At 64.1% G+C, this 26346-nt stretch carries 17 protein-coding genes, 1 pseudogene and 1 riboswitch; of the genes and pseudogenes, 7 read left to right on the forward strand and 11 right to left on the reverse strand.

Going from position 1 to position 26346, the window contains the following annotated elements; all coding sequences use genetic code 11:
* From NZN28_RS05735 to NZN28_RS05750, 4 genes are all read right to left on the reverse strand, one after another.
* Window positions 1-260, reverse strand: a 260-nt coding sequence (locus tag NZN28_RS05735; RefSeq protein ID WP_295395998.1) for a hypothetical protein, incomplete at its 3' end; no start/stop codon positions are given.
* A 109-nt stretch (window positions 261-369) separates the two neighbouring features.
* Window positions 370-2472, reverse strand: a complete 2103-nt coding sequence (locus tag NZN28_RS05740; RefSeq protein ID WP_295396000.1) for a S8 family serine peptidase — start codon at window positions 2470-2472, stop codon at window positions 370-372.
* Window positions 2473-2567: 95 nt separating this feature from the next.
* Window positions 2568-6002, reverse strand: a complete 3435-nt coding sequence (locus tag NZN28_RS05745; RefSeq protein ID WP_295396002.1) for an AAA family ATPase — start codon at window positions 6000-6002, stop codon at window positions 2568-2570.
* A gap of 369 nt (window positions 6003-6371) precedes the next feature.
* Window positions 6372-7007: a hypothetical protein gene (locus NZN28_RS05750; RefSeq protein ID WP_295396004.1), complete on the reverse strand. Its 636-nt coding sequence runs from the start codon at window positions 7005-7007 to the stop codon at window positions 6372-6374.
* Between the two features lie 255 nt (window positions 7008-7262).
* On the opposite strand from NZN28_RS05750, the gene NZN28_RS05755 reads away from it, so the two are divergent.
* From NZN28_RS05755 to NZN28_RS05770, 4 genes are all read left to right on the forward strand, one after another.
* A complete protein-coding gene (locus NZN28_RS05755; RefSeq protein WP_295396006.1) occupies window positions 7263-9035 on the forward strand; it encodes a diguanylate cyclase in 1773 nt (590 codons plus the stop codon).
* A 32-nt stretch (window positions 9036-9067) separates the two neighbouring features.
* The gene (locus tag NZN28_RS05760; RefSeq protein ID WP_295396008.1) at window positions 9068-10903 is read left to right on the forward strand and encodes a diguanylate cyclase; all 1836 of its coding nucleotides are present in this window, start codon (window positions 9068-9070) and stop codon (window positions 10901-10903) included.
* A 187-nt stretch (window positions 10904-11090) separates the two neighbouring features.
* Window positions 11091-11978 (forward strand): pseudouridine-5'-phosphate glycosidase, encoded by an 888-nt coding sequence (locus NZN28_RS05765; protein ID WP_295396009.1) that lies wholly within the window; start codon window positions 11091-11093, stop codon window positions 11976-11978.
* A 344-nt stretch (window positions 11979-12322) separates the two neighbouring features.
* Window positions 12323-13270, forward strand: coding sequence for a RodZ domain-containing protein (locus NZN28_RS05770; RefSeq protein WP_295396011.1), 948 nt, complete (start codon window positions 12323-12325; stop codon window positions 13268-13270).
* Between the two features lie 331 nt (window positions 13271-13601).
* Here the strand turns inward: NZN28_RS05770 and NZN28_RS05775 are convergent, their stop codons facing one another.
* Window positions 13602-14186, reverse strand: coding sequence for a DUF937 domain-containing protein (locus NZN28_RS05775; protein ID WP_295396013.1), 585 nt, complete (start codon window positions 14184-14186; stop codon window positions 13602-13604).
* 441 nt (window positions 14187-14627) lie between these two features.
* Window positions 14628-17255 (reverse strand): annotated as a pseudogene (gene leuS / locus NZN28_RS05780) (leucine--tRNA ligase).
* Between the two features lie 590 nt (window positions 17256-17845).
* Here leuS and NZN28_RS05785 point away from each other — a divergent pair.
* Window positions 17846-18241, forward strand: a complete 396-nt coding sequence (locus NZN28_RS05785; protein ID WP_295396014.1) for a hypothetical protein — start codon at window positions 17846-17848, stop codon at window positions 18239-18241.
* Window positions 18242-18403: 162 nt separating this feature from the next.
* Window positions 18404-19246, forward strand: coding sequence for an NAD(P)-dependent oxidoreductase (locus NZN28_RS05790; RefSeq protein WP_295396016.1), 843 nt, complete (start codon window positions 18404-18406; stop codon window positions 19244-19246).
* 254 nt (window positions 19247-19500) lie between these two features.
* Here the strand turns inward: NZN28_RS05790 and NZN28_RS05795 are convergent, their stop codons facing one another.
* On the reverse strand, window positions 19501-20478 hold the full coding sequence (locus NZN28_RS05795) for an ABC transporter substrate-binding protein (protein ID WP_295396017.1): 978 nt from the start codon (window positions 20476-20478) through the stop codon (window positions 19501-19503).
* 146 nt (window positions 20479-20624) lie between these two features.
* Window positions 20625-20774, reverse strand: a riboswitch (FMN riboswitch).
* A gap of 76 nt (window positions 20775-20850) precedes the next feature.
* On the opposite strand from NZN28_RS05795, the gene NZN28_RS05800 reads away from it, so the two are divergent.
* A complete protein-coding gene (locus tag NZN28_RS05800; RefSeq protein ID WP_295396019.1) occupies window positions 20851-21279 on the forward strand; it encodes an SWIM zinc finger family protein in 429 nt (142 codons plus the stop codon).
* A gap of 44 nt (window positions 21280-21323) precedes the next feature.
* Here NZN28_RS05800 and NZN28_RS05805 read toward each other — a convergent pair whose 3' ends face one another.
* From NZN28_RS05805 to proB, 4 genes are all read right to left on the reverse strand, one after another.
* On the reverse strand, window positions 21324-22805 hold the full coding sequence (locus tag NZN28_RS05805) for an ABC transporter permease subunit (RefSeq protein ID WP_295396020.1): 1482 nt from the start codon (window positions 22803-22805) through the stop codon (window positions 21324-21326).
* Between the two features lie 130 nt (window positions 22806-22935).
* A complete protein-coding gene (locus tag NZN28_RS05810) occupies window positions 22936-23838 on the reverse strand; it encodes a YhjD/YihY/BrkB family envelope integrity protein (RefSeq protein ID WP_295396022.1) in 903 nt (300 codons plus the stop codon).
* A 65-nt stretch (window positions 23839-23903) separates the two neighbouring features.
* Window positions 23904-25157, reverse strand: coding sequence for a glutamate-5-semialdehyde dehydrogenase (locus NZN28_RS05815; protein WP_295396024.1), 1254 nt, complete (start codon window positions 25155-25157; stop codon window positions 23904-23906).
* A 41-nt stretch (window positions 25158-25198) separates the two neighbouring features.
* Window positions 25199-26338, reverse strand: coding sequence for a glutamate 5-kinase (proB, locus tag NZN28_RS05820; RefSeq protein ID WP_295396026.1), 1140 nt, complete (start codon window positions 26336-26338; stop codon window positions 25199-25201).
* Window positions 26339-26346: the final 8 nt, after the last annotated feature.

The following is a 26346-nucleotide window of genomic DNA, read 5'->3' on the forward strand; positions in this document are numbered from 1 at the left end:
ATCAGGTAGTCGCCCGCTGCCAACCCCTCGATGGAGAAGCTGGCCGTGCGACCGGCGGTATTCAGGGTGACCTCCTTGCTCTTCTGCGAGTCGCAATCGTCGCTGGCTTCCAGGTAAAAGCAGGCCAGCACCACCGTGCCCTGCACGCTGGCCCCCGCAGGAGCCGTGACGGTGCCGGAAAAGCCGCCACCGCCCCCACCGCCACACCCCCCCCAGAGCGCCGCTGCCAGCAAAACCAAGAATGCCAAAATTTTTTTCATACTCCTTCCTCCTCGAGCGTTCTGGCTCAAGATTAGGCGGGGGTGCATGACTGGAGAATGACTGAAAAAAACAGACCCCCGCAGGGGTCTGAATATTAGGATTAATAGCTTACTTCCCCCGAGACCGCTCGAGGCTCCGCAACACCCCCGGCGCAAACCGCGAGATATCCTCGCTCAGCACGTCGAGCTGGAAGTCGGCCTGCAGGTTGCCGGGCCGCACAATGGCCAGGTTGCCGTTCCGGTCGGGCACCCCGCCCAGGTAGTCTGTCTGGTCAACTTCATCGTTGCCATTCACATCCTTCCAGCCCAGCACCACATAGTCGCCTGGGGCCAGGCTGGGGATGGTGTAGCTGCTCGAGGTGCCATCTCGGGTAATCTCCACTACCTTAGACTTGTCCTCGTTGAAGGAGTTTCCCTCCAGGAATAGCGCAAATACGAAGGTACCGTTTACACTGGCGCTTCGCCCACTCCCCACGGTCAGGCTGAGGGGCAGGCTGGCAAAGGTACTGCCTGAGGTGCCCCGCACGGTGAGGGCATACACCCCATTGGGGACGTTGGCCGCGACCCTCAAGGTCAGGGTGCTGCTGTTCAGGGTGGTACTGGGGGGGTTGAAGCTACCGCTCACGCCGGTGGGGGCTCCCTGCAAGCTAAGGCTCACCGCACCGGCAAAGCCGCCGCTGCGGTTGATGGTGATGGGAACGCTTACGCTGCCACCCGGCTGCACGCTCAGCGCGGTGTTGGTAGTGGACAGGCTGAAGCCCGAGGTGCTGCCCCCCTGCACCGCTGCTAGGGCCGCATTCGCATCAATCAGGCCCGCCCCGCAGTCGCTGCCGCTGGGCCGGTTGCACTGGGTCGCGTTCAGGGGCCGCGCGGTGGACTTCAGAATCTGCAACGCCTGGGCGGTCGTCAGGCTGGGGTTGAGGGCCTTCATCAGGGCCACCACCCCCGCCACGTGGGGTGTGGCCATCGAGGTGCCGTTCTGGAATGTGTAGGCGAACTGTCTAGCCTCTTCGTCAAATCCGAGGCTCAGCACACCTTTAGTGGCATCTGCCGTAGTGTCACCGCCTGGGGCCATCACGTCAATCCGGGGGCCGTAGTTGGAGTAGGGGGCTCTGGCCCCGGCGAAGTCGGTGGCGCCCACGGTAATCACATTCGCGCAGTTGGCCGGGCTGTAAAGCGAGGCGTCGTCGTCTTCGTTGCCCGCGGCCACCACCACCACTACACCCTTGCTGGTCACCTGGTTGATGGCGTTCTGCCGGGCCGTGGTGCAGGGGTTTTTCCCGCCCAGGCTCATATTTATGACCTTGGCCGGGTTGGGGTTGTTGGGCACGCCGCTCACCGGCTCACCCGCAGCCCAAAGTATGGCGTCAATCTGGTCGGCCAGGGTGGCCCCCAGCAGGCCAATCACCCGCACGTGCAGAAGGCGGGCCGTCCAGTCCACTCCGGCCACGCCCTGGTTGTTGTTGGTCGCGGCCCCCACCGTGCCGCCCACGTGCGTACCGTGGTAGCCGGTGCTCTGCTCGTCGCCGGGGTCGTAGGGGTCGGGGTCGCGGCCGTTGCCGTCGCCCGCGTTGGCAAAGGGGTTGGAGCCGCCGATGGGCGAGACCATGTCGTAGCCGGGCAAAAGGCGGTTGCCAATATCCGGGTGGGACTGGGCCGCATTGCCCTGGCGGAAGAGTACGCCGGTATCCAGGATGGCGACCACCACGCTGTTGGAACCTGTGGTGCGGTCCCAGGCCTGGGGCAGGTTGATGGCGGGGTAGTGCCACTGGTAGTTGTAAAACTCATCGTTCGGAACGGCCAGGGGCTGCTCGAGCCAGTTCAGGTCGGCAGAGGCCACCTCGGGGCGGCTGCGCAGGGCTGCCAGCAAAGTGGGGGTTTCGGCCTCGCTCAAATCGGCCCGATAGAGGGCGGTGTTGGGCAGGCCCAGAGGCCGCACCTGCTGGAGTTCCACGGGTCGGCCCTGCACCGTTAGCCGCAGGCTGCCCACCGATTGCAGGCTCACCCCTCCCCGAAACTCGACCAGCACCTCGCCCGGCATAAAGCGCGGCGGGCCCGTGCGACGGAGTTTTCCGGGACGGGCCTCTATCAGGCGCTGTCCGGTGATGCTGGGTCCCAGCGAGACCGTGCCGCCGATGTCGCCCGGCCCCTCACCGGGACAGGCCGCAAGCAACACCAACAACGCCCCACCCAACAGCCACCTTGCAAACATAGCGTCCCTCCTGTTCTGAATTACGAGCTCCGAACCCATAGTGTAAACCTGGCCATCAGCCTACTATCAGGGGAATGACGGAAGGATGACAGGCGCTAAAGGGGGGCCATTCCGGCAGACTGAGCCGCCTCGAGAATCGCCTTGCAGAGCGGGTTACGCTGCATAAAACTGGCCCTGTGGGTGGGCGGTATCTGTTGGTTCGCAATCTGTAGCTGGTAGTTTAGCACCTGCCGGAGCTGGGCGCTATCGGTTTGGTGGGCGGCCTGAACCCGGTAGTGCACCCACAGCACCTCGAGTTTCGTACAGCCGGTGGGCCAGTAGGTCTTTAGTTTCTCCAATGCCGCCCGGGTGTGGCGCCGGGCTTCCTGCAAATGTCGGGTGGAAACCCCTGGCCGTTCCAGCAAGGCTTTGGCCCGGAGGGTATGGGCCGCAACCTCGAGGCTCGGCCAGTCGTTCTGCCGGGCTAGGGCCAGGGCTTGCTGGGTGCAGGGCAACGCCTGCTCCGGGGGGCCCATGCGGGATTGGGCCAGCAGATACCGGCCATAGGCCAGACCCCGATACCCAGCGAACAGCGCCTCGAGCCGCTTTAGCAAGGGCTCGGTGGGCTCGCCCCGTCGGTGGGCCAGCAGGGCCTCCAGAATCCGGTAGGTGGCCTCGTCGCGCCGGGGCAGGTCGGGCTCGCCCAGAGCCCGGCCCAGCCAGTCCGAGGCCTGCTCCCACTCGCCCCAGAGCCAGTAAAGGCGGGCCATCTGGTACTGGCTGAAAGCCCGCGTCCAGCCCCATTCTTCGGGCACAATTTGCAAAGCGCGTTCCAGGGCTTGCTGGGCTTCGGCGTAGCGCTCCAGGTCGTAGTAGCGCAGGGCCAGGTTGTTGAGGTGGTGCACCTCGCGGCCTATTGCGCCCTGCACGCCCTCGAGCAAACCCTGCACCTGCAACTGGGCTTCCAGGGCGGCCTCGGCGTAGCCCAAGGCGGCCAGGCAGACCGCCCGGTTGTGGTGGAAGCCCACCTGGGTGAGCCGGTTGGCGGATTGCAGCAGCACAGGCTCGGCCTCCCGGTAGAACCCCAGGGCCTCGCGGTGGCGCTCGAGCTGGTCGTAGGCGATGCCCAGCCGCGAAGTGCAGATGGCTGCCTGCAGGGTGTCGCCCCGCTCCAGGTAAAGCTGCCGCAGCTGCTCCAGGGCCTCTATCAGGGCGGGGGTCTTGCGCTGCACGAAGAGTGACTGGGCCAGCGCATCCAGCAGGCGCACCCGCAGGTTGGGGTCACCCGCCTCCTCGGCAAAGTGCAGGCCCTGCCGGGCGGCCTGCTCGGCCTCGGGGCCATAGGCGTGTTCGCCCAGGCGAATGGCCTCGCGCAGCCAGGCCCGGGCCCGCTCGGCGGGGGTATGGGCCAGGGCCAGCATGCGCTCCACCAGGGCGGCGTGCCGCTGGCCGGTGTCGAAGCGGCTCATCACCTCGCTCAGGGCTTCCAGCAGGTCGAAGGTCTGCCGGGCATCGCCCACCTGGTCGGCCAGCTCGAGGGCCCGCTGGTAGAACTGGGCCGCTGCATCCAGCCGGTAGGCGGCCTCGGCCTTCCGGGCGGCCTGCACCAGGAAGGGGATCGCCCTGGGCGGCTCCCCCTCGAGCCAGTGGCTGGCAATGCGGGCCGGGTCGGCCTGCTGGCCCTCCAGAAAGAGGGCAATTTGCCGGTGCAGGTAGGTTTTGATGCTGGCCGGAACCCCGCTCAGGGTGGCCTCGTAGAGCAGGTCGTGGACGAAGGCGGCGCCGCGCAAGAGTTGGGCCGCCTCGAGTTCGGCCCAGGGTTTCAGCAGTTCCAAAGGGGCGCTCTGGAGTACGGCGGCGGCCAGCTCGGGGGAAAAGTCCGGCCCGGCCACCGCTGCCGTGCGAACCAGCCGCTGGGCGTCTGGGGAGAGGCGCTCGAGGCGGGACTGAATGAGGGTAAAAATCTTGTGGGGCACCGGCAGGCGGCCCGGCTTCCGCTGGCCCAGGCCCCCCGATTCCCACAGACTGCGCAGGGTCTCGAGCAAGAAAAAAGGGTTGCCGCCCGTGTGGCGGCAGAGCGCCTGGGCCCAATCTGGAGCACCCTCTTGCAGTCCTGGCAACTCGAGGCTCTCCAGCAAACCCTGCACGGCAGCCACATCCAGCGGCTGCACCTCAACCCGCACGGCCAGCCCGGCCTGAACCGCCTGGTTCAGAAGCTCCTCCACCCCAGGTTCAAGCTCGCCGGCGCGATAGGACAGGGCCGTGCGGAGCGGGCCGGAGCGTCCCCAGTACGGGCTAAAGACAAAATGCAGCACCTCGAGGCTGGCCATGTCGGCAAATTGCAGGTCGTCCAGGCAGACCAGCGCCATCCCCTCGGCCACCGCCAGCCGCACCAGCTCGGCCTGGGCCTGGAAAAAACGGAGCTTCTCGGCCTCGGTTTGCAGGGGTGGCTGGGGTGGGCCAAGTTCGGGCAGCACCCGGGCCAGCTCCTGCTTTACCCAGTCCGGCAGGGCCAGACCCGGAAACCGACCCAGAATCTGGCGGCAGATGCGGCTATGGGTGGCGTAAGGAATCCCCACGTCGCCCGGACGGCCCTCAAAGACAAGAGCCTGCCCCTGGTCGCTCAGAAACTCCTGGAGCAGCCGGGTTTTGCCCACCCCAGGCGGGCCTGCGAGTACTATGGCCTGCCCCTGAGCCCAGGCCCGTTCCATCTGGGCCCATTCGGCCTCCCGGCCCAAAAGCCGGGGAGGGCGCAGCACCGAGAGGGGAATCTCCGGGCGGGGCGCGGGGCCGGGGGAGGCGATGGGCTCCCCCCGCTCAATCAGGCGGCGCAGCGCACGGGTCTCGGGCAGCGGCTCGACCCCCATCTCCTGCAACAGAACCGCCTGGCAACGCTCAAAAGCCGCTATGGCCGCGCCACGGTCGCCCAGCAGGTACCACAAGCGCATGACCCGGCGGTGGGCGGTTTCGGAGAGCGCATCGGACTCCAGGAGGCGTTCGGCAAAGCTCAGGGCCTCGCGGTACTGCCCGGCTTGCTCGAGGTCGTCGGCCAGGGCTGCCAGCGAATCGCGCCGCAAATCGGCCAGGCGCTCGCGCCGGATCAGGAGCCAGTCGTCGAAGTCGGGGCAGTCGTCGTAGTCGTGGCCCTCGAGCAAGCGGCCCTGGCTTTGGATCACCTCGGCGTGGCGACCCGCGAAGTGGGCGACCTCGAGGGCCGCCACATCCACCTCCAGCCCCTGCAACTCCAGCACATCCCCACCGCTCACCAGCTCGGCCCCCACCGCCTGCCTGAGCCTGCGAAGGGCCTGGGCCAGGTTGTTGCGGGCGGTGGCCTCGGAGGAGTCGGGCCAAAGCAAGCCCGCCAGCCTGGAGCGGGGGGTGGGGCCTTCCAGGGTCAGGTAGGCCAGGATACCCGCCGTCTTGCGTTCAATCGGGCGCAACTGGCGCGTATGAATCTGCAAAGCCGGAACGCCCAACAGCTCAAGACGACCCCGAGCCCCGGGCACCCGATTCGCGGCTCGGGTCTGCTGCGGGCGAGAACCTTCCGGCATTTATCCATTGTAGGAATACACGTCAGGGCCAGATGTTAGTCTGGCACAATGCCGCCCCACGCCAACCGCAGGCCAGGTTCGGCCCTCCTGGGGTCTGGCTCTAAGGAGCAGCTTTGCTTATACCCTTCGCAAACTATGGAGCGGTGAGGCAGGAAGCAGAGGCTTGGGGGCATATGCTGGAGACCCACTACCTACCCCCAACCCCCTATATTCTCATCCGAACCCGTCGGGTCACCCATCAACCCGTGTTGAGGGGAGGCATAGCCGACGAGAAATCGGATACGCCTGGGGGCCAGGTAAGGGCGCGGCAGATTTTGCTCGGACTATCTCAGTTTTGCGCTTTCTGTGCTCGATTGCCCGGGCCTTGCTCTACAACCCAAACCAGGTCAGAGGATAGTAGCTCACCAGCTCCTCGCGGTATGGCTCCACCAGCCGAACGTTGGCCGGCGGGGCTTCGGGCCTGAGCAACTCCACCCTGGGGTTGAAGTCCCGCGCCCCAATCTGGCGCAAGATTTCCTGGGGGTTCAGGTTGGGCACCCCATAGCCCAGCGCGGCATAGACCTGCGAGCGCACCCAGGCGTACTCCTCGAGCGAAAAATCCTGCCGGTTCAGGGCTTGCACCTGAATTCCTTTGGCATCCAGCACCAGCGAGCCCCCCTCGCGGAACAGATCCAGTGCCGTGCGGTAGTCCAGGGTAAGCTGCCCCACTTGCTGGTTGGCCAGCTGGTTGAGCCGGGCCTCGACGCGCTGGTAGCGTTCCCCCAGTTGTTGCTTGACGCTCCGCTGCACCCGAATAAAGCGCTGCACCTGCTCGGGTTTCAGCAGCCCGTCGGCTGGAGGGGTGTATGCCGACTGCCGCGTTATGTTCTTGTCCAGGGCGATAATCTGCTGAAAATTGTTGACCAGATTCTGGGCCGGACGTATCAGAAACGCGTATGCCGCCCAACCCGTCAGCCCCAAAAACAACAAAAAACCAAAGCAACCCAGCATCAGCCAACGTGCCATAAACGCAGGATGGCACAAGCCAGGCTGCAAGACTGCGTTTTTAAGTTCAATTTGGGGCGAGAAAGCAGGGTCGGAGCACCCCGGAGGCCCCGACCCCCAGGGTGGCTGTCTTGGCGGCTTTGGATTCCAGCCCTTCAGTTAACGCTTAACGCTCCAGAAGGCTCAGTTAACGCCTGGGTGGGTCAGAAATCACCCGAATTAATGCCTTCTGCCTCTAGGCTCGAGCCAGGTCAGGACTCTTTGACGGAAGCTATCATGAGCCACGCTGTCCCCCATCTTTCCTCCTCCGCCGCGCCCTCGGCTGCCGAACGGGTCTTGACCCTGGTGGACCTGGGTGGCGAGGTTCTGCGCATCAACCCGGCCCAGGCCCTGGACATGGCCACTCAAGCCGAGCAGTTGTGCCAGGAGCACGGGCTTGCCCGGCTGCGGCTGCCGGTTTTGAGCCTGCTGGCGGAAAGCCAGTACCGGCTGGGACACTACCTCGAGGCCCGCGCCAACCTCAACACCCTGTTGTCGCTGGGGCCCGACCAGCCCCTTGCGGTCAAAAGCCTCAACCTGCTGGGCCACGTGCAGCGAAGGCTGGGTGAACACCGGAGCGCCATCCAGCACTACAACCAGGCCCTCGAGCTGGCCCACCGCCTGGACGACAAGAACCAGGAGTTTACCGCGCTCAACGGCCTGGCCGGCACTTATTTCTCGTTGTTTGACTACCAGGGCGCTGCCGAGCTGTACCTGCACTGCCTGGGGCTGGCGCAGGGCCAGGGGAATGCCGATGCCGAGGGAACAGCCCTGGGCAACCTGGGCGCCGTCTATCTCGAACAAGGCGACCTGACCCGCGCCCTGGAGCTTTTTCAAAAGGGCCTGGAAATCTCTGTACGGTTGGGCAACCAGCAGCGTGAGGCGGTGCTGCGGAACAACCTGGGCTTCACCCACTACCGGCTCGATGCCCACCAGTCGTCGCTTGAATACAGCCAGCAAGCCCTGGAGCTGGCCCAGAAGCTGCGGGACCGCCGCACCGAGGCCAGCGCCCTGGGCAACCTGGCCCTCACCTACTTCGCCCTGGGGCAGTACGACACCGCCCTCGAGCTCAACAAACGAGCCCTGGAAATCGAGCGCGAACTGCACAACCGTCACACCGAAGCCGATTTGCTGGTGCAGATTGGCCGTATTTGGCTGGAAAAGCGCAGCTACGAGATGGCCCAGAGCACCCTGGAGGAAGCCCTCCAGGTAGCCCAGTCCGGGGGCAACCGCAAGGCCCATACCGAAGTGCACCTGTATCTGTCCGAGGTCTGGCAGCACAAGGGCCAGTTTGCCCTGGCCCTCCAGCAGCACCGGCTGTACCACGAGCTCACCGTCGCCACCCTGCGGGAGCAAATCGAGCGCAAAACCCTGGCCCTGCTGATTCGCTTCCAGGCCGAACAAGCCTTGCAGCAGGCCGAGATTGTGCGCCTGCGCAATGTGGAACTGGTGGCCGCCAACGAAGCCCTCGAGCAGCTCAACCGCGAGAAAAGCCAACTGCTGGCCCGGCTCGAGGAGCTGGTGCGCACCGACCCCCTCACCCAGCTTTACAACCGCGGCTACCTTGAAGAGCAGCTCGAGCGCCTCTTCCAGCAATCCCGCCAGGAGCAATGGCCCCTCAGCGTCGCCCTGATTGACCTGGACCACTTCAAGGGCACCAACGACACCTACTCCCACCAAGCAGGCGACCTGGTGCTCAAAACCACCGCCACCCTGTTCAGGGAAACCCTGCCGGAAGCCGAGATCATTGCCCGCTATGGGGGGGAGGAGTTTGCCATCGTGTTCCCCCAGACCGCTGCCGCCGAGGCCGCTGCCGCCTGCGAGCGCCTGCGTCAGCGCATCGAGGCCCACGACTGGAGCTTCATTCACCCCGACCTGGTGGTCACCGTGAGTATTGGGGTATCCGACGCGCCCGCGGCGCCCAATCATGAGAAGCTGCTCATGGCAGCCGACCAGTATCTCTACGATGCCAAGCGCAGGCGGCGCAACCAGGTTTGCTTTGGCTCCTAAAATCGTATGATAAGGCCCAAGAATTTTGGGCTATGAACCAGACCCTCCAGGCCCTCGAGGCCCAGCTTACGCAAACCCAGACCCCCGCAGAAAAACTGGGACTTCTGGACCAGCTCTACCAGTTGCTGCGGGTCAGCGACCTGCAACGGGCCAGGGAGACGGTGGAGGAGATGCTCATCCTCTCACAAAATCCCCCTCATCCGGCTGGACGGGGTCTGGCCCTGAAGAATCTGGGCGATTTTCATTTTCGCCAGGGCCATCTGCCGGCAGCCCAGGGGTGTCTTGAGGAGGCCCTGTCCATCCTGCGCGAAGCCGGCGAGGTCAGAGGGGAGATAGACACCCTCAATGCCCTGGGCAACTTCCATTACTTTCAGGGCAGCTTTTCCAGGGCGCTGGAGCATTACCTCCAGGCCCTCGAGCAAAGCCGTAAAATCGAGCAAAAAGCCCTGGAATCCAATGCCCTGAGCGGGGTGGGCATCGTTCAATACACGCTGGGCAACTACCAGGAGGCCACCAAGTATTTCTTGCGTAGCCTGACCCTCAAGCGCGAGGTGGGGGATCGCCTGGGCGAATCGGGCACTCTGAACAACCTGGGGCTGGTGTACTTCGAGATGGGCGATTATCCCGGGGCGGTGCAGCTTTACCGCGAGAGCCTGGAAATCAAACAGGCCCTGGGCGACCTCCAGGGCCAGGCCAACGCGCTCTCCAACCTGGGCGTGGTGTTCCAACGGCTGGGTCGCACCCAGGAGGCGCTGGACTACCACCAGCAGGCCCTGGAAATTGCCACCCGACTGGGCAGCCCCCAGGTGCGGGCCACCTGCCTGGAAAACCTCGGGCTCTCTCATGCCACCATGGGCAACCTGGAAAAAGCCCTGGAGCTGTTCCAGGCTGCCCAGACCCTTTATCAGGAGCTGGGCCATCGGCTGGGTGAGCTCAGCGTATGGCTGCAGGTCGGCTCGACCCTAAGCCGCCTGGAGCAGTCGGATGCCGCCATCGAGGCCCTGCAAAAGGGGCTCAAGCTGGCCGAGGAGCTGGGGCCACAAAGGCCTCTGATGGAGTTCCACCAGGCGCTCTCGAGGGTGTTTGAACAGACCCACAAACCCGCGCTCGCCCTGTACCATCTGCAACAGGCCATCGAGATTGAGCGCCGGCTCCACAAAGAACAGCAAGCCCAAAAAACCGCCGCCCTCCTGGCCACCTTGCAGGTAGAAAAGGCCCGCCAGGAAGCCGAAATGGAGCGATTGCGCAACATCGAGCTGGCCCGTGCGAACCACGAGCTGGCCCGCGCCCTCGAAAGCTTGAGAGAGGCCGACGCGGAAAAGTCTCGCCTGCTCAACAAACTGCGCCAGCAAGCCATCGAGCTGGAGCGCCTGGCCCGCCAGGACCCCCTCACCCGGCTTTACAACCGCCGCTACCTCGAGGAAAACCTATCGCGGGAGTTTGCCGCCTCTAAACGTTACAACTTCCCCCTGAGCATTGCCATGGTGGACATTGACCACTTCAAGCGAATCAACGATTGCTTCTCCCATCAGGTCGGCGACGATGTGCTGCGGCTTATTGCCCAGATGCTGGAGTCCAATTGCAGGGGTGTGGACTTTGCGGCCCGCTACGGCGGAGAGGAGTTTGTCATCGTTTTCCCTCAGACGAACCTTCCTGGAGCCCTGGTCGCCTGTGAGCGATTGCGGCTTCGGGTAGAGAACCATGATTGGAGCAGCATTCACCCCCAACTGCGGGTTACCGTTAGCATTGGGGTGAGCAACGACCCCAGCCTCCCCAACCACGAAAGGCTGCTCGCCGTGGCCGACGAACAACTCTACGCGGCCAAAAAGGCCGGGCGCAATCGGGTGTTCCCGCAAGCAGCGGGGTAAGGAAACCGGGGTCAGGGGTTGGGGGCCCAAAGTGACCCTTCAAACCCCCAAAGCCTCCCTGCACGCCACTTGATTAGAGGTGCAGTAACCGGATACGTGACGAAACGAATAGCGACAGGCAGGGTAGAGGTGCAGGCGTTTCTGTTCCCCAACCCCCAGGCCCTGTCCGCTCCGTTATGCTGTTCCCATGCGTCTACACCCCGAAGTTGCCCAAGCCCTACAGACCCACCAGGCGGTGGTGGCCCTCGAGTCCACCGTTATCACCCACGGTCTGCCCCGCCCCCTGAACCTGCAACTCGCCCAGAGGCTCGAGGCCACCGTGCGGGAAGCAGGGGCCATCCCTGCGACCATTGCCATCCTGAAAGGTGAGGTGGTGGTGGGCCTCACCCCCGACGAACTCCTGGCCATTGCCACCGACGATTTTGCCGACAAGGCCAGCCTGTGGAATTTGGGTGCGCTGGTGGCCCAGGGCAAAAGCGCAGGCACCACCGTGGCCTCGACCACCTTCCTGGCCCACCGGGCCGGCATCGAGGTCTTCGCCACCGGAGGCATTGGCGGCGTGCACCCCCACCCCTACGACGAATCGGCGGACTTGCTCGAGCTTTCCCGCACCCCCATTGTGGTGGTCTCGGCGGGCCCCAAGAGCATCCTCGACCTGGCCGCTACCCTCGAGCGCCTGGAGTCGCTGGGCGTGGCCCTGCTGGGCTACAAAACCCACCACCTCCCCGCCTTTCACAGCCCCAGCAGCCCTTACCCTCTGCCGGCTCGGGTAGAGTCGGCCCAGGAGGCTGCCAGGGCTTTTCGGGCCGCTCGAGGGTTGGGGTTGCCGGGGGCCTCGCTGGTGCTCAACCCCATTTCCAAAGGGCTGGACTTTGCCCAGGTTCAGCGCTGGGTTGAACAGGCCACCCAGGAAGCCGCCCGGGCCGGGGTGGGCGGCAAGGCCCTGACCCCCTTCCTGTTGCGGCGCATCTCCGAGCTGAGCGGGGGCCAGACCGACGAAGCAAACCTGCGCTTGCTGGAAGAAAATGCCCGCCTGGCAGCCCAAATTGCCCTGGCCCTGACCGAGCTCCCATGAGGCCCTCGGGCAAAACCAGGCTGCGCCCCTCGTCTTCTGGGACACGGGCCTACGGCAACAGATGGGGCCAGAAAGTCCTCGACCTCGAAAACCAGGCGCTTCGGAGCATCCGGTTCAGCCTCGAGCACTTCACAAATAATGCACCATTCGACTTTTGAGAAAGGCTTTTCCTGAGCCGAACGTGGGCCGGCTTGGGCGGCCAGGTCTGCGAAGAGTGCTCCAGCCCAAAGCCGTACATGGCGTGGATGAGGCGTGAGGGTGGGAAACGCCAGGGCCAGACCAGGCAAAGGGTTGACCGGCATTCCATGTACGAAAGCTGACGGTGTGGCATAGAATAAGGCGCAATGTGTGAGTTGGGGAAGCGGCTGAAAGAGACCCGCGAAGCCAAAGGGCTGGATATAGCCCAGGCCGCTGAGGTGCTCAAGGTGCGGCGGGTCATTCTGGAGGCCCTGGAGGACTGCCGCTTCGACGAGCTACCCGAACCGGCCCTGGCTCGAGGCTATCTCAAACGCTACGCCCAGTTGCTGGGTCTCGACCCCGCTCCCTTGCTGGCCCTTTACCCCATTAGCGCCCCAGAGCCGGGAGGGCCTGCCGGCCCCACCCCAGCGGCTCCGGGCCCAAAAGCTGCGGCCCCCCTTTCCGGCACGGGCTGGCTCTGGTTGGTTCCCCTGTTGATGCTCCTGGCGGTCTTGGGCTGGCTGGGCTACCGGGCCCTGAACCCCTCCAGCACCACAACCCCCACGCCCGCTCCACCGACCCCCGCCGCTCCCCCGCCCCCAAAGCAGGTCAGCCTGCGCATCTCCACCCAGCCCACCGGCGCAAGGGTCTTTCTCGATGGCTTTTTGTTGGGGCAGGCCCCCCTCGAGGCCCGCGTGGAGGCCGGCGAGCGCACCCTCCGCATCGAGGCCCCCGGCTACCAGAAATATGAGCAGGTGCTCACCCTGCAAAGCGACCGCAACCTGAGCTTTGCCCTGACCCCCGTTCCGCCCAGCCCTCCACCCAACCCCGCCGCACCCACCACCCCGGCAAGTCCACCCCCTGCCAGTCCAACCACCCCCACCAACGGGCTGGTGCTGCGGCTCGAGGGCACCAGCTGGCTTCGGGTAACCGACGCCCGCACAGGTAGAGCGCTCTATGAAGGCACCGTGCCCGGTGGAACCCAGCTCAGCTTTCCCCTCCCGGTGGTGGTGCGGGCCGGCAATGCCGGGGTGGTGCGGGTTATCGTGGCCGGCCAAGACCGGGGCTTGATGGGCAGCGTGGGCCAGGTCGTATCGCTACGCTTTGGACAGTGACCCCATGCAAAAAGGCCGGACGAGTTGCCCGGCCCGACGGCTGATGGCAATGGCGAGGTGATACCGCTTTGGCTTGAACAATGTGCAAACTTTAGGAGCGGTGAGGCAGAGCGTAGAGGTTTGGGGGTTGGGGGCCAGCTTTGGAGAGCCACTCCCTACCCCCGACCACCCGCTCTCATGTGCATCCCTGAATGTTGCTTAGAGCGCTCTTATTACGAGTCATTCGAGTACGAGAAAGCCTGGTTCTGAACAGAACAGTGGCCGCCCATCCAGGCGGCCACGTCTGTGAAGAGCGCGATCGTATGGTTGAACTCGGTATTAGTCCCCCCGTCTAGCGCTTCAGGAAGTTGCCCAGCATCCGCACCACATCGTCCACCACATTGCCATCGCGGTTCTGGTCGAGCAGCAGATTGACCAGGTTGAAGGCCTGGGGCTGTTGCTGCTGCATCTGCCCGGTGGCTTGCCCCAGTAGATCCAGCAACCCCCCCACCCCCGCGCCCTGCTGCCGGGTGGTTTTGCCCAGAGCCCCCATCACAATCGGAGCCAGCATCTCCAGAAGGCTCCCCACCTGGCCCGGATTAATGCCCGCAGCCTGGCCAATCCCCTGTTGCACCGCTTCCCGCTTGTCGCCCAGCACATGCCGCAGAATGCCGGCGCCCGGCCCCTGCTGGGCATTGCCCAAAAAGCCCATCAGGTCGTCCAGAATGCTTCCGTCGTGGTCGCGGTCCAGGGCATTCGCCAGCGACTGTGCCCCCTGGGGGTCAGCGGCGTTGCGCTGCAAGCCTTGCAAGATGGCGGGCAAAGCCATTCCAATCGCACTCTGCACCTGAGAATCTGAGGCCCCCAACTGGCCTGCCATCTGCTTGATGGTGTTCTCGTTGAGGGCCGCGCCCAACAAATCCATGAGTCCTGGCATTTTGACCTCCGGTTTCCACTGGCCATGAATGCAGATTCCTAGAAACCAAGCCGATTCTAGCACCCCTGTTTGCAGGACATTTGTAGGCTCCAGGCAGCCTTCTGTCGCAATCACGTATGAGTGCCTTCGCCATACCGTATCTAGCCCAGATGCCCGATTCCCACGAGTAGTGCACAGTCGTGAAAATACCCTTACACTCCCACAGTTTGCAAAGAGTAATGACCCTCAAGCCCCTCCCTTCCGGCGCAGGGAGGGTATTTGCCAAGGCCCTCTATTTACATGATTGCGTGAAGGGCCAGGTTGGCAACCCCACCTGGCCTACCCTGCGAGGTCGGGGAGGAATCAAGTGAGTCCAGGCGAGGATTGACTTAATTCGCTCCCCGTGCGGGTGTGGTTGTACGGGCTTTTGTGCGACGTAGTAGTGGATTTTGGGGCTTCAAACTACCCCTTCACCACGATGTTAAGGAGCTTGCCTGGGATGTAGATTTCCTTGAGCACTTCCTTGCCCGCGAGGTGTTGCTGTACGTTGGGAATTGCACGCGCCAGCCGTTTGATTTCTTCTTCGCTGGCCTGTGTGCTAACCATGGTTTTGCCGCGCACCTTGCCGCTCACCTGCACCACCAGCTCAAAGCTATCGGCCACCAGCGCGCTCTCGTCCACCTGCGGCCAGGGGGCACTGAACACCGAGGTGGGGTGGAACTCGTGCCAGAGTTCCTCGGCCAGGTGGGGGGCGAAGGGGGCCAGCAGTTGCAGGTAGCAGAGCACCGCGTGGCGGTAAACTGGGGTGATGCCCGCTTCCTTGCGGTAGTCGCCCATGGCGTTGAGAAGCTCCATCAGGGCCGCAATGGCGGTGTTGAAGCGCAAGGCCTCGATGTCGTCGGTCACTTTCTTGATGGTCTGGTGCAGCTTCTGGTAGAGGCCCTTGTGGACGCCCTCGAGGGCCGAGGAATTTCCCAGGTCGCCCTGGGCTTTGAGTTCGACCAGATTCTCGGCCACCATGCGGTAGACCCGGTTCAGGTAGCGCCACGCACCCTGCACGCCCTCTTCCGTCCAGACCATCTCGTTCTCGGGCGGGGCGGCGAACAGGATGGTAATGCGGGCGATGTCGGCACCCTGCTCTTTTACAAATGGCCCCACCATCACGCCGTTGCCCAGGCTCTTGGACATGGTGGCGGGCTTCCAGAAGTGGATGGTGCCGTCGTGGTGGGGGCGAAGTTCGGCGCCGGATTTGCGGGCTTCGTCCAGCGAGAGGCGCTCGGGGATTTCCAGCTTGGCCCGCCTTTCGGCGTTCTTGAAGAGGATGGTCTCCCCGGCGATTTCCACCTCGCCCACGTCGGTCCAGCCCTGCACCATGCCCTGCGTGAACAGGCCCTCGAAGGGTTCTTCAGCCTCGACCATGCCCAGGTCGTGCCGGAACGTGGTAAAGAAGCGGGACTACAGGAGGTGCAGGATGGCGTGCTCGATGCCGCCAATGTACTGGTCTACGGGCATCCAGAAGTTGGCCCGGGCGGGGTCGAAGGGCAGTGCTGGGTTTTGTGCGTCGGTGTAGCGCAGGAAGTACCAGGACGAGTCGAAGAAGGTGTCCATGGTGTCGGTGTCGCGCCGGGCTTTACCTCCGCATTTGGGGCACTCGCACTCGTAGAACTCGGGGTGGGCGGCCAGGGGGCTTTTGCCCTTGGGACGGATGTCGTCCACGTCCTTCAGGGTGGGAAGCAGCACCGGCAGCTCCTCGTAGGGCACCGGCACAATGCCGCAGCTATCGCAGTGAATCATGGGAATAGGGGTGCCCCAGTAGCGCTGGCGGCTGATGAGCCAGTCGCGCAGACGGTAGTTGACCTTGCCCGAGCCGATGCCTTTTTCCTCCATCCAGGCGATGATTTTCTTTTTGGCCTGCTCCATATAGAGGCCGTTCAGAAAATCGGAGTTGATGGCCGGGCCGTCTTCGGTGTAGGCCTTGCCCTGCCAGCCCGCCGGCGGCTCGACGGTGCGGATGATTTCCAGGCCAAACTTTTCGGCGAACTCCCAGTCGCGCTCGTCCTGCCCCGGTACGGCCATGATGGCCCCGGTTCCGTAGCCGGCCAGCACGTAGTCGGCAATCCAGACCGGAATCTCCTTGCCGTTGGCCGGGTTGATGGCGTAGGCTCCGGTGAAGACCCCGGTTTTCTCGCGGTCTTCGCGCTGGCGCTCGACCTCGCTTTTCATCTGGGCAGCGGCCACGTAGGCTTCTACGGCGGCTTTCTGCTCGGGGGTGGTAATCTGGGCGACCAGCTCGTGCTCGGGGGCCAGCACCATGAAGGTCGCGCCAAAAATCGTGTCTGGGCGTGTAGAGAACACGCGAATTTTGGCCGGGTGGCCCTTGACCTGGAAGTCGAACTCCGCGCCCTGGCTCTTGCCAATCCAGGCCCGCTGCATGGCCTTGACCTTCTCGGGCCAGCGGGGGAGCTTGTCCAGGTCGGCGAGCAGGCGTTCGGCGTAGTCGGTGATTTTGAGGTACCACTGCTCGAGCTCGCGCTTCTCGACCAAGGCGCCGCTGCGCCAGCCCCGCCCGTCAATCACCTGTTCGTTGGCCAGCACGCTCTGTTCGACCGGGTCCCAGTTGACCAGGCTTTTCTTGCGGTAGACCAGGCCCCGCTCGTACATCTTGAGAAATATCCACTGGTTCCACTTGTAGTAGTCGGGCAGGCAGGTGGTGACCTCGCGGCTCCAGTCGTAGCGGATGCCCATCAGGCTGAGGGACTCCTTGGACTGCTGGATGTTGCCAAAGGTCCAGTCGGCGGGCGAGACCCCAAACTTGAGCGCGGCGTTTTCGGCGGGCAGGCCGAAAGCATCCCAGCCGAATGGGTGCAGCACGCTGTAACCCTGCTGCACCCGGAAGCGGGCCAGCAGGTCGCCCATGGTGTAGTTTTTCAGGTGGCCCATGTGCAGGTCGCCCGAGGGGTAGGGGAACATGACCAGGATGTAGGCTTTTTTGTCGCTGCCTTCTCTGGCCCGCAGCAGGCCGATTTCGTCCCAGTATTTCTGCCATTTGGGCTCGATCTCGTGGGGGTTGTATTTATCGGTGGTGATCATTGTTCGCTGCTCCACTTCTCAGCCGGTCATTGTATCGGTTGGTGGGTCGAATGGAGAAATTTGAGCCCAAGTCCGGGTTGGTGTTGTGGGAAGTTGGTGGGCTTCAACAAAAACCCCCCTTCTGCGTCGAAGGGGGGAGTCTCCCGAACCCGGGCCTCCCCTAAGGTAAGGCTAGGTGGATGAGCCGTTGCATGCCAGCATCATAACACGCCTGGCCCTGCCAGCCCTCGAGGCCCTCCGACGGGCTTCTGGCATCGCATGCCCGAAAGCGGCGAGGCCCACACCCGAAGGCAAGGGCCCAAAAACCCACCCGTGCCAACTTTGCCGGAACCCTTTGCGAACGGTACGCGCCTGGTCTCGCTGCCTTCCGAACGCAACATGGCCTCGGATGCCCCGCACTGCCTGGCCTCACGCCATCGCAGATTTCGCTCAACCGCTTAACGCAAACGATGTCAACCGTGTTCAGAACCAAATTGTACGACGTAACGTTATAACAAGTTCATAAATATGGTTATATTTGGGAGCGTCGCCGCCCATGCATTGCATAAACTGTGGTTCGGCTAAGGCTGGCTTTTGAAAGGACTGCGCCGATGCGAGACCGTCTGCCACCCAGGACTTACCCACAGCCCGGTTTGGTTTACACTGCCATTTTGGTCATGGACTCGAGGAATGTGCGTACCCCCCTGCGGCGACAGGCCCAGCCCAGGTCGAACTGGTCGCAACTGTACCAGGCCGGGCCGTACCACATCGACCTGAGCCTCAGATGGGAGGATGCGGCGGCTCGACTGGTGGGTCAGGTGATCTCGAGGGAGCTGGTTTCTTTTGACCAGGCCCAGGTCTTCATGAAGCAGGGAGCCAACACACTGAAAATGCCCCTGGATTTGTCGGGGCGTTTTAGCTTTAAGCTGACCTCGTTGGACGATTGCAGTTTTGAGCTGCACATTCAGGGCGAGGTGGTCCGTTTGGACGGCCTCAGGTTGAGTTAGAGCGCCAGACGCTGGCTCATATCGCGCTCTTCTCAGACGTGGCCGCCCATCCAGGCGGCCACTGTTCTGTTCAGAACCAGGCTTTCTCGAACTCGAATGGCTCGTAATATTGTGAAGAGCGCTCTAAGCGGGGGTTTTGCGAAACCCCCGTATGCTTTAGGTATGCAGATTGCTTTACTGGGTTTGGGACTGATGGGCCGCCCGATGGCCCGGGTGCTGCTGGCCAAAGGTTTTCAGGTGAAGGGGTGGAACCGCAGCGTGCTGAGCCCCGAACTGACCTCGGGGATTCCCCTGCTTGGCTCGCTCGAGGCAGCGGCGCAGGCCGACGTGCTGCTGCTGATGGTATCCGACTCGGCGGCGGTAAATGAAGTGTTACAGCGGCTATGGCCCTATCTGCGGGCGGGCCAGGTGGTGCTCGATATGGGTTCGTCCGACCCCGAAGACTCCCGTCGCCTGGCCCGGCAGCTCAAAGCCAGGAACATCGGCTGGGTGGATGCCCCGGTCTCGGGGGGGCCGGAGGGAGCAGAGAACGCCACCCTGGCTATTATGGCGGGGGGTGACCTGGGCGACTATGAGCGGGTTCGGCCCATTCTGGAAGCCCTGGGGCGGCCCACCCATGTGGGCGAGGCCGGGGCCGGACACACCCTCAAGGTCATCAATCAGCTCATGGTGGGCCTGTACATCGAGGCGGTGGCCGAGGCCCTCTTTTTGGCCGAGCGCCAGGGCCTAAAGCCCCGCAAGGTGCAGGAGGCCCTCAAGGGCGGCTTCGCCGACTCCAAGGTCTTGCAGATTCACGGCAGCCGCATGATCGAACGGCGGTTTGTGCCGGGGGCGCGGGTCAAGACCCAGCTCAAGGACTTGCGGCTGGCGCAGAAGCTGGCCCAGCAAGCGGGGCTGAAGCTGCCCCACCTGGAAAGCGCCCTGGGGTTTTACGCCGAGCTCGAGGCCCAGGGAGACGGCGACCTCGACCATTCGGCCCTGTTCAAGCGCCTCGAGTCCCGCTAAGGCCGCTGTGGATAAAGGCGTTTTTGCGAACCCTTTGAGAAGGGCTGGCTCTGGGCTTACAAGACGACGCCCAGAGTGGCCAGCAAAACCCTCTCCCATCGGGAGAGGGGTAGGGGTGAGGGGATCGCAGGAGCGGCGAGGCAGGAAGCGAGATTTCTGGAGGTAGGGGGTGGAGACCTGCTCCTTACCTCCGACCACCCCCCTATGTATCCTTGAGCCTTGCCTCTACGCCTGAAACGGTGCTGGAGAAGGGTTTATCGCTGGGCTGTGTCGTGGGCCTGCAGGCCCCGCTGCAAGAACTCGTTGGTGAAGAAGGTGCTGGCTGGCAGGTTGGTGCGCACGCGCCCGGTCTGCTGGAGCAGGGTTAGCCCGCTTTGCCAGCCCTGGGGGTTGGAGAACCCCAGGCCGTTTTGGCGGGTGTAGGGCGACTGGTAGAGCCTGAGCGAGACCTCGAGCACCCGGAAGCGCTCCTCCCCCATGTTCTGCACGTATTTCTTGGCCGCCTCGAAGGCTTTGCGCGGCTGTTGCAGGGTCAGGGCCAGGGCCTCCTGGGTGGCCTGCACAAAGCGGCGGGCCAGCTCGGCGTTTTCCAGCACGCGGTCGGTCGAGATTACGCCCACCCCCGGCGAGCGGTTGTAGGGGCCCGCCGGAATCACGTTCAGCTTGATGCCCCGCGCTTCCAGCACGATGGGCTCGTTGTTCACAAAGCCCATGGCCACGTCCACCCGCCCGGTCACGATGGCCTCGGCCTGGGTGAAGCCAATCTGCTCGATTTTCACATCCGACTCACGCAGCCCCGCCGCCCGCAACATGGCCTGGAGCGAGGTGTACGAGGTGCCAAACAGCCCCGGTATGCCGATGGTTTTGCCCTTCAGGTCGCGCACCGAGGTGATGTTTTTCTCGGCCCGCGAAAAGAGGGCGTTGGGCACGCTCTGATAGAGGGCCAGCACGTACTTGAGCGGGGTGCCCTGGGCCCGCAGGGCAATCACATCCTCGGCATCGGCCACCACGAAGTCGAGCCGACCCTGGGCCAGAAGCGGGTACAGCTCCGAGGCAAAGCCGTGCTGGAACTCGACCTCGAGGCCCCGCTTGCCATACAGGCCCTCGATCACCCCGGCATAAAAGGGAGCAAACTGCACATCAGGCAGGTAACCCAGCCCCACCCGCACCTTCTGCGATTGCGCCAGACCCAGCGATAGCAGTACCGCCAGCAAGAGAACCAACCTTTTCATTGCACTCCTCTACACACCGTGCTATCCACACACCGCCAGGGCAGGCACGAACTGCCGCTGGCCTTGCGCCGAACACCAGGCTGTGATGGAGGATTTTAGGAAGTATTGCCCACCTTGCTGCGCCCAGGCACAGGGGCACCTGGGCTTCACTCCTTCTCCCATCCGGACTTTAACCGTCGGCCTGCGATTTGCACGCAGTCGGGCCTGGATGTGTAGCAGATTTCCAGGCTTCGCGGGCTTAGGAGGCTGGCTCCATCACCGCCGGTGGGGAATTGCACCCCGCCCTGAAGGAATCGGGCCAACTGGCCCGAAGTTAGTTTAGTCACAAACCCTGGGCTTGCAAAGTGCAGCAGACTGGATTTTGATGGAGGGGTGCGCCTGGAACTGGAAAGCCTGCTGGCCCTGGCCGACAAGAAGGTATTGGAGCGGGGCAAGGCGCTTTTTCTGGAGGGGGTGGTGCTCGAGGCCGCCCGCAGCCGGGACCGTTTGCAGGCCAGGGTCGAGGGCAGTGCGCCCTTTCCGTATCGGGTCGAGATTGACCTGAGCAAAGGCGAGTGGCAGTGCTCGTGCCCCTACACCTGGGGGCTGGTGTGCAAGCACGTGGTGGCGGTGGCCTTTGCCGCCCTGGAAGCCCCCGAAATTTTCACCCGCAAAAAGCTGGGCAAAAGCGTACCGGTGAACCTGGAGCCGCTGCTCGAGCTCTCCGACGATGAACTATTGCGCTTCTTGTGGCAACTGGCGGAAGAACGCCCCGAGCTACTGCACGAGTTTGCCTACAACCTGATTCAGCGTTATGAATGAAGCGAGATTTTTTGCTTGGATAGTCAACAGGGTATTCGCTTAGCCTACCTGCGCCGGTACCGCAGCACGTAGCTTTCCAGCAAGGCCACCAACCCATAAAGTGAGATGCCCAGCAGCACCGTAACGGCCACTGCCGAGAAGGAGACCGCGTAGTTAAAGTTGCGCTGCTCGGTCTGGGCCAGATGACCGAGCCCCCCGCCCCCCAGCACGAACTCGGCCACCACCGCCCCGATCAGGGCCAGCGAAACCGTCAGGCGCAGACCGCCCAGAATTACGGGCAGCGCGCCGGGTACCTCGAGCTTGCTGAACACCCCCCAGGCACTGGCCCCGATGGTCTGAAACACCTCGCGGTAGGTGCGGTCCACCTCCCGCACCCCCACCATGGTCGAGACCAGCACCGGAAAAATGGAAATCAGGGTGGCAATGATGACCTTGGAGCCCAGCCCGTAGCCAAACCAGATGATGAGCAAGGGGGCCACAATGATGGTCGGTATTGCTTGCAGGGCCACAATGAAAGGGGAGAGGAGCCGCTCCAGCGAGCGCTTCTGGCCCATGGCATAGCCGATGGGCAGCCCGATGGCGAGCGAGGCCAGGATGCCCAGCCCGGCGGTGTGCAGGGTGGCTAGGGCGCTTCTGAGCAGCAGGTCGGCGTTTTGGATGAGGGCCTGCCCGACCGCCAGGGGCGAGGGCACAAAGACCGGCACCCGCGCAGCCATCAGGCCCCAGGCCAGGAAAAAGAGCGTCAGCAGCCCCAGCACGCCGAAAACCTCCCAGGGGGGCCTAAGGGGCTTGGGCGGCGGCTCGATGAAGGTGGAGTCGGCCACGCCCAGCCGCTCGCGCAGCTTGGCCTCGAGGCCATCGGTAAAGGCGGTGATGCGCCCTTCATGCTTGGTGTCCAGAATGGCGTCAATTCGGCCACCCGTGAGCACCACCACCCGGTCGGCCAGGTAGACCGCCTCGCGGATGCTGTGGGTCACGAACAGGATGGTTTTGCCGGTGCGCTCGTGGAGGTGCTTGAGCTCAAGGTTGAAGCGCTCGCGCACCAGGGCGTCCAGGGCCGCGAAGGGCTCGTCCATCAGCAGCACCTCGGCGTCCTGGGCCAGCGCCCGGGCGATGGCCACACGGGCCTTCATGCCCCCGGAAAGCTGGTGCGGGTAGAGGTTCAGGTAGGGCTTCATGCCCAGGTGGGTTTCAATTTTGCCCCGGCCCGTAAGCTCGATGGGCAGCCGGATGTTCTGCTCCACGGTGCGCCAGGGCAACAGCCGGTAGTCCTGGAACACCATGGCGGGCTGGCCCACCACCTCCACGGTGCCCGCTGTGGCCTTGAGCAGCCCCGCCACCACCCGCAAGAGGGTGCTCTTGCCCCCGCCCGAGGGGCCAATAATGGCGATAAACTCGCCTTTTTGCACCTCGAGGTTGACCCCCTTGAGCACCTCCCGTCCCTCAAACGCCACCGAAACGCCCGAGAGCCGGATAGCGGTGGGCGCCTGGGTGGTTGGGGCTGGAGTGGGTACCGGGTGGTTCATGACCTTAGCATAATCGGGCCCTTCGACCTGAATGCATCGGAGCGCCCAAAGGGTTCGACTCCGGACGATGGCCGACCTGCGGGTTGAAGCAAAGGCGATACAAAAATGGTTTCGGACTGCACTCTGGCCTTCATATGGTGTCGCTCGAGCGGTCCGTCAAGATTTTAGCCAGCAAGGCCCCCACCAGCAGAATCCACATGGTCAGGTAAAAACCGGCCAGCGCCAGCAGAAAACCGGCGATGGGGCCATAGATCAGCTCGTACTGGGTGCGGGGCAGCAGCAGCGGAAGGCCCAGCCGAACCCCCTCCCAGGCCAGGGCGGCCAGCGTGGCAGCCGCGAAGGCCGCCAGCACCCGGGGGGTGGGGATTGGGAGCAGCATGTAGGTCAGAAAAAAGAGCAGCAGCGCCCCCAGAACCGGAACCAGCACCTCCACCCCCCCGCGCAAAAAGCTCAGGTCGGCGGGCAGGTAGCGCAGCAAAAAGCCCATGGCCAGCCCCAGCAGGGCCAGCAGAATCAGGGCCAGGCCCAGAAGCAGCGGCGCCAGCAAGCCTGCGATGCGCCCCCGCATCACCACCAGCAGTTGCAATCCTTTTTTCCAAAGCCCGTGCAGGGGATGGGCATCGGGGAGGGTCGAAGCCTTCCTTAAGGCCACGGGTGGCTCGGCCAGGGGCGAGACCCGACCAAAGATGATGCCCAGGGCGTAGGCCAGGGCCGCAAAAAAATTGCTGCTGGCCCAGAGCAAAATCAACAGGCTGGCAAAGGTGAGGGGGAAGGCGCCTCGAGTCAGGAAGCTCACCACCGTCTGGGCCAGGTCGGGCTGGGTGGGGAAGAGCAGCACCACCAGTTCAATCAGTCGCACCAGCACGGCGCTCTGGAGGTCTTCGTTGCCCGAGAGCACAAAGCCGAAGATGCCCGCCAGCAGAATTAGCAAAGGCATCAGGCTGAAAAGTGCGTAGTAGGCCAGGGCCGCCGAGAAAAACGGGATGTGCGAGCGGGTGTAAAGCTGGTAGGCCTGGCCCAGGAAGGATTGCATATGTGCGCAGAAAATGCAGAAGGCCGGTGCTCACGAAATCGGTGCTACCTGGCTTTGGGGCTAGACTACGCCCGCACCTGCCCCTGGCCCAGGGCCACAAACTTGGTGGTGGTCAGCTCCTTCACCCCCATGGGGCCGTAGGCGTGCAGCTTGCTGGTGGAGATGCCAATCTCGGCCCCCAGGCCCAGCTGGAAGCCATCGTTGAAGCGGGGGGAGGCGTTCACCAGCACCAGCGAGGCGTCCACCTCGCGCAAAAAGCGCAGGGCGTGGGCGTGGTGCTCGGTACAGATGACCTCGGTGTGATGCGAGCCGTAGCGGGCGATGTGTTCCAGGGCTTCGTCCAGCGAATCCACCACCCTGACGGTCAGAATCAGGTCGAGGTACTCGGTGTGCCAGTCCTGCTCGGTGGCGGGCTGGGCGGCAATGAGGGCGCAGGTGCGTTCGTCGCCGCGAAGCTCGACCCTGGCCTCGAGCATGGCTTGGGCCAGCCTGGGTAAAAACACCGGGGCGATGGCGCTATGCACCAGGACTTTCTCCAGGCTGTTGCAGGTGCTGGGGCGCTGGGCCTTGCCGTTTACGGCGATGCGCACGGCGCTTTCTAAGTCGGCGCTCTCGTCCACAAACAGGTGATTGACCCCCTCGGCGTGGGCCAGCACCGGCATCCGGGCCTCGCGCTGCACCAGCTCGATCAGCTCCTTGCCGCCCCGGGGGATGATCAGGTCGAGCAAGCCAGCCAGGTGGCACATCTCCAGGATGGCGCTGCGGTCGGGGGTGGGCACCAGCTGGATGGCCTCCTGGGGCAGCCCGGCCTCCCGCAGGGCCTCCTGCATGAGCCGCACCAGCGCCTGGTTGGAGTGCCAGGCTTCCTTGCCGCCGCGCAGCAGGATGGCGTTCCCGGCCTTGAGGCTGAGGGCGCTGGCCTCCACGGTGGCGTTGGGACGCGACTCGTAGATGAAGCCAATCACCCCCAGCGGTACGCGCATGCGCCCGACCTGCAGGCCGTTGGGCCGAATCTGGAGCCCCTCGATCTCGCCTACCGGGTCGGGCATTTCCGCTACCTGACGCAGCCCCGCGCAGAGGTCGTCCAGCACCTTCTGGCTCAGGCAGAGCCGGTCGAGCTTGGCCGCCGGAAGCCCGGCTGCCTGGGCCGCCTCCATATCCTGCTGGTTGGCCGCGAAAAGGGCTTCTTTTTGGGCCAGGAGCTTTTCTGCCATCGCCAGCAGGGCCTGGTTCTTGGCCCTGGGCAAGGCTGCGGACAGGGCCCTGGCCGCAGCCCGGGCCGACAGGGCGTAGTGCTTGAGTTCGGGGGTGGCGGTCATGGCAACCTCGGGCGGGTATGCAATCCCTACGGGTTTTTAGTTTACCGGGCCTCGAGTTCCGAGGCCAGGGCGAAGTAGTCGCGGTGGATGGCCTCGTCGGTGTTTTTGTAGCCGAGGATGGCCTCGATGTCCTGGGTCTTGCGGCGCTGGATGCGCCTCAGTTCGGCGGCGCTGTAGTGAACCAGGCCCACCCCAATCAGATGCCCCCGCTCATCCAGGCAGCGTACGGCCTCGCCCACGCCAAACTGCCCCCGCACCTCGAGGATGCCCGCCGGCAGCAGCGAGGCCCCGCCCTGGCGCAAAGCCAGGGCTGCGCCCGCGTCCACCACAATCTCGCCCTGAGGCTTGGGGAGCTGGTAGAGCCAGAGCTTCCGACCGCTGTAGCGGCGGTTGCCCCCCGCAAAAAGCGTGCCGATGGGCTCGCCGCGCAGGGCCTCGGCAATGCTCTGGGACCGGGTTCCCGGCAGCAGCAGGGTGGGAATCCCGGCGGCCTGGGCCTTCTCCGCGGCGAGCAGCTTGCTCTTCATCCCGCCGGTGCCCACCCGGTTGGGGTCGTCGCCGGCCATCTGCAAGACCTGGGCATTCACCCGCTCCACAAAATGGATGGGTTGGGCGGTGGGGTGGGTGCGGGGGTCGGCCTCGTAGAGGGCCTCGATGTCGGAGAGCAATATTAGGAGATCGGCCCCGACCAGGGTGGCAATCAGGGCCGAAAGCTGGTCGTTGTCACCAAACTTGATTTCGTCCACCATCACCGTATCGTTCTCGTTGATGATGGGGACGATGCCCCACTCGAGCAGCGTTTCCAGGGTCTGGCGGGCGCTCAGGTAGCGGTGGCGGTGGGCCAGGTCTTCCGCAGTAAGCAGGATTTGCGCTACCTTCAGGTCGTACCAGCCAAAAGCCTGCTCCCACCAGTACATGAGTGTAGGCTGGCCTACGGCGGCAACGGCCTGCTTGCCCGGCATGGTTCTGGGGCGCTCCATGAGGCCCAGCTTGCCCAGGCCCATCGCCATGGCCCCCGACGAGACCAGTACCACCTCGCGGCCCTCGCGCCTCAAGCCTGCAATCTGGGCGGCGATGGCCAGCTGCTGCTGCCGTCCGGCGGGCCCGCTCAGCACGGCGCTGCCCACCTTAATCACCAGGCGGCGGTAGGTTTGCGGCGGCAAGGGGCGGCGTTCTCCCATACGTCATG

Source organism: Meiothermus sp. (assembly GCF_025056915.1).
Lineage (GTDB): Bacteria > Deinococcota > Deinococci > Deinococcales > Thermaceae > Meiothermus.

Coding starts and splice junctions, on each gene's coding strand:
- NZN28_RS05740 (WP_295396000.1), bottom strand. CDS start 2,472: ATGTTTGCAAGGTGGCTGTTGGGTGGGGCGTTGTTGGTGTTGCTTGCG.
- NZN28_RS05745 (WP_295396002.1), bottom strand. CDS start 6,002: ATGCCGGAAGGTTCTCGCCCGCAGCAGACCCGAGCCGCGAATCGGGTG.
- NZN28_RS05750 (WP_295396004.1), bottom strand. CDS start 7,007: ATGGCACGTTGGCTGATGCTGGGTTGCTTTGGTTTTTTGTTGTTTTTG.
- NZN28_RS05755 (WP_295396006.1), top strand. CDS start 7,263: ATGAGCCACGCTGTCCCCCATCTTTCCTCCTCCGCCGCGCCCTCGGCT.
- NZN28_RS05760 (WP_295396008.1), top strand. CDS start 9,068: ATGAACCAGACCCTCCAGGCCCTCGAGGCCCAGCTTACGCAAACCCAG.
- NZN28_RS05765 (WP_295396009.1), top strand. CDS start 11,091: ATGCGTCTACACCCCGAAGTTGCCCAAGCCCTACAGACCCACCAGGCG.
- NZN28_RS05770 (WP_295396011.1), top strand. CDS start 12,323: ATGTGTGAGTTGGGGAAGCGGCTGAAAGAGACCCGCGAAGCCAAAGGG.
- NZN28_RS05775 (WP_295396013.1), bottom strand. CDS start 14,186: ATGCCAGGACTCATGGATTTGTTGGGCGCGGCCCTCAACGAGAACACC.
- NZN28_RS05785 (WP_295396014.1), top strand. CDS start 17,846: ATGCGAGACCGTCTGCCACCCAGGACTTACCCACAGCCCGGTTTGGTT.
- NZN28_RS05790 (WP_295396016.1), top strand. CDS start 18,404: ATGCAGATTGCTTTACTGGGTTTGGGACTGATGGGCCGCCCGATGGCC.
- NZN28_RS05795 (WP_295396017.1), bottom strand. CDS start 20,478: ATGAAAAGGTTGGTTCTCTTGCTGGCGGTACTGCTATCGCTGGGTCTG.
- NZN28_RS05805 (WP_295396020.1), bottom strand. CDS start 22,805: ATGAACCACCCGGTACCCACTCCAGCCCCAACCACCCAGGCGCCCACC.
- NZN28_RS05810 (WP_295396022.1), bottom strand. CDS start 23,838: ATGCAATCCTTCCTGGGCCAGGCCTACCAGCTTTACACCCGCTCGCAC.
- NZN28_RS05815 (WP_295396024.1), bottom strand. CDS start 25,157: ATGACCGCCACCCCCGAACTCAAGCACTACGCCCTGTCGGCCCGGGCT.
- proB (WP_295396026.1), bottom strand. CDS start 26,338: ATGGGAGAACGCCGCCCCTTGCCGCCGCAAACCTACCGCCGCCTGGTG.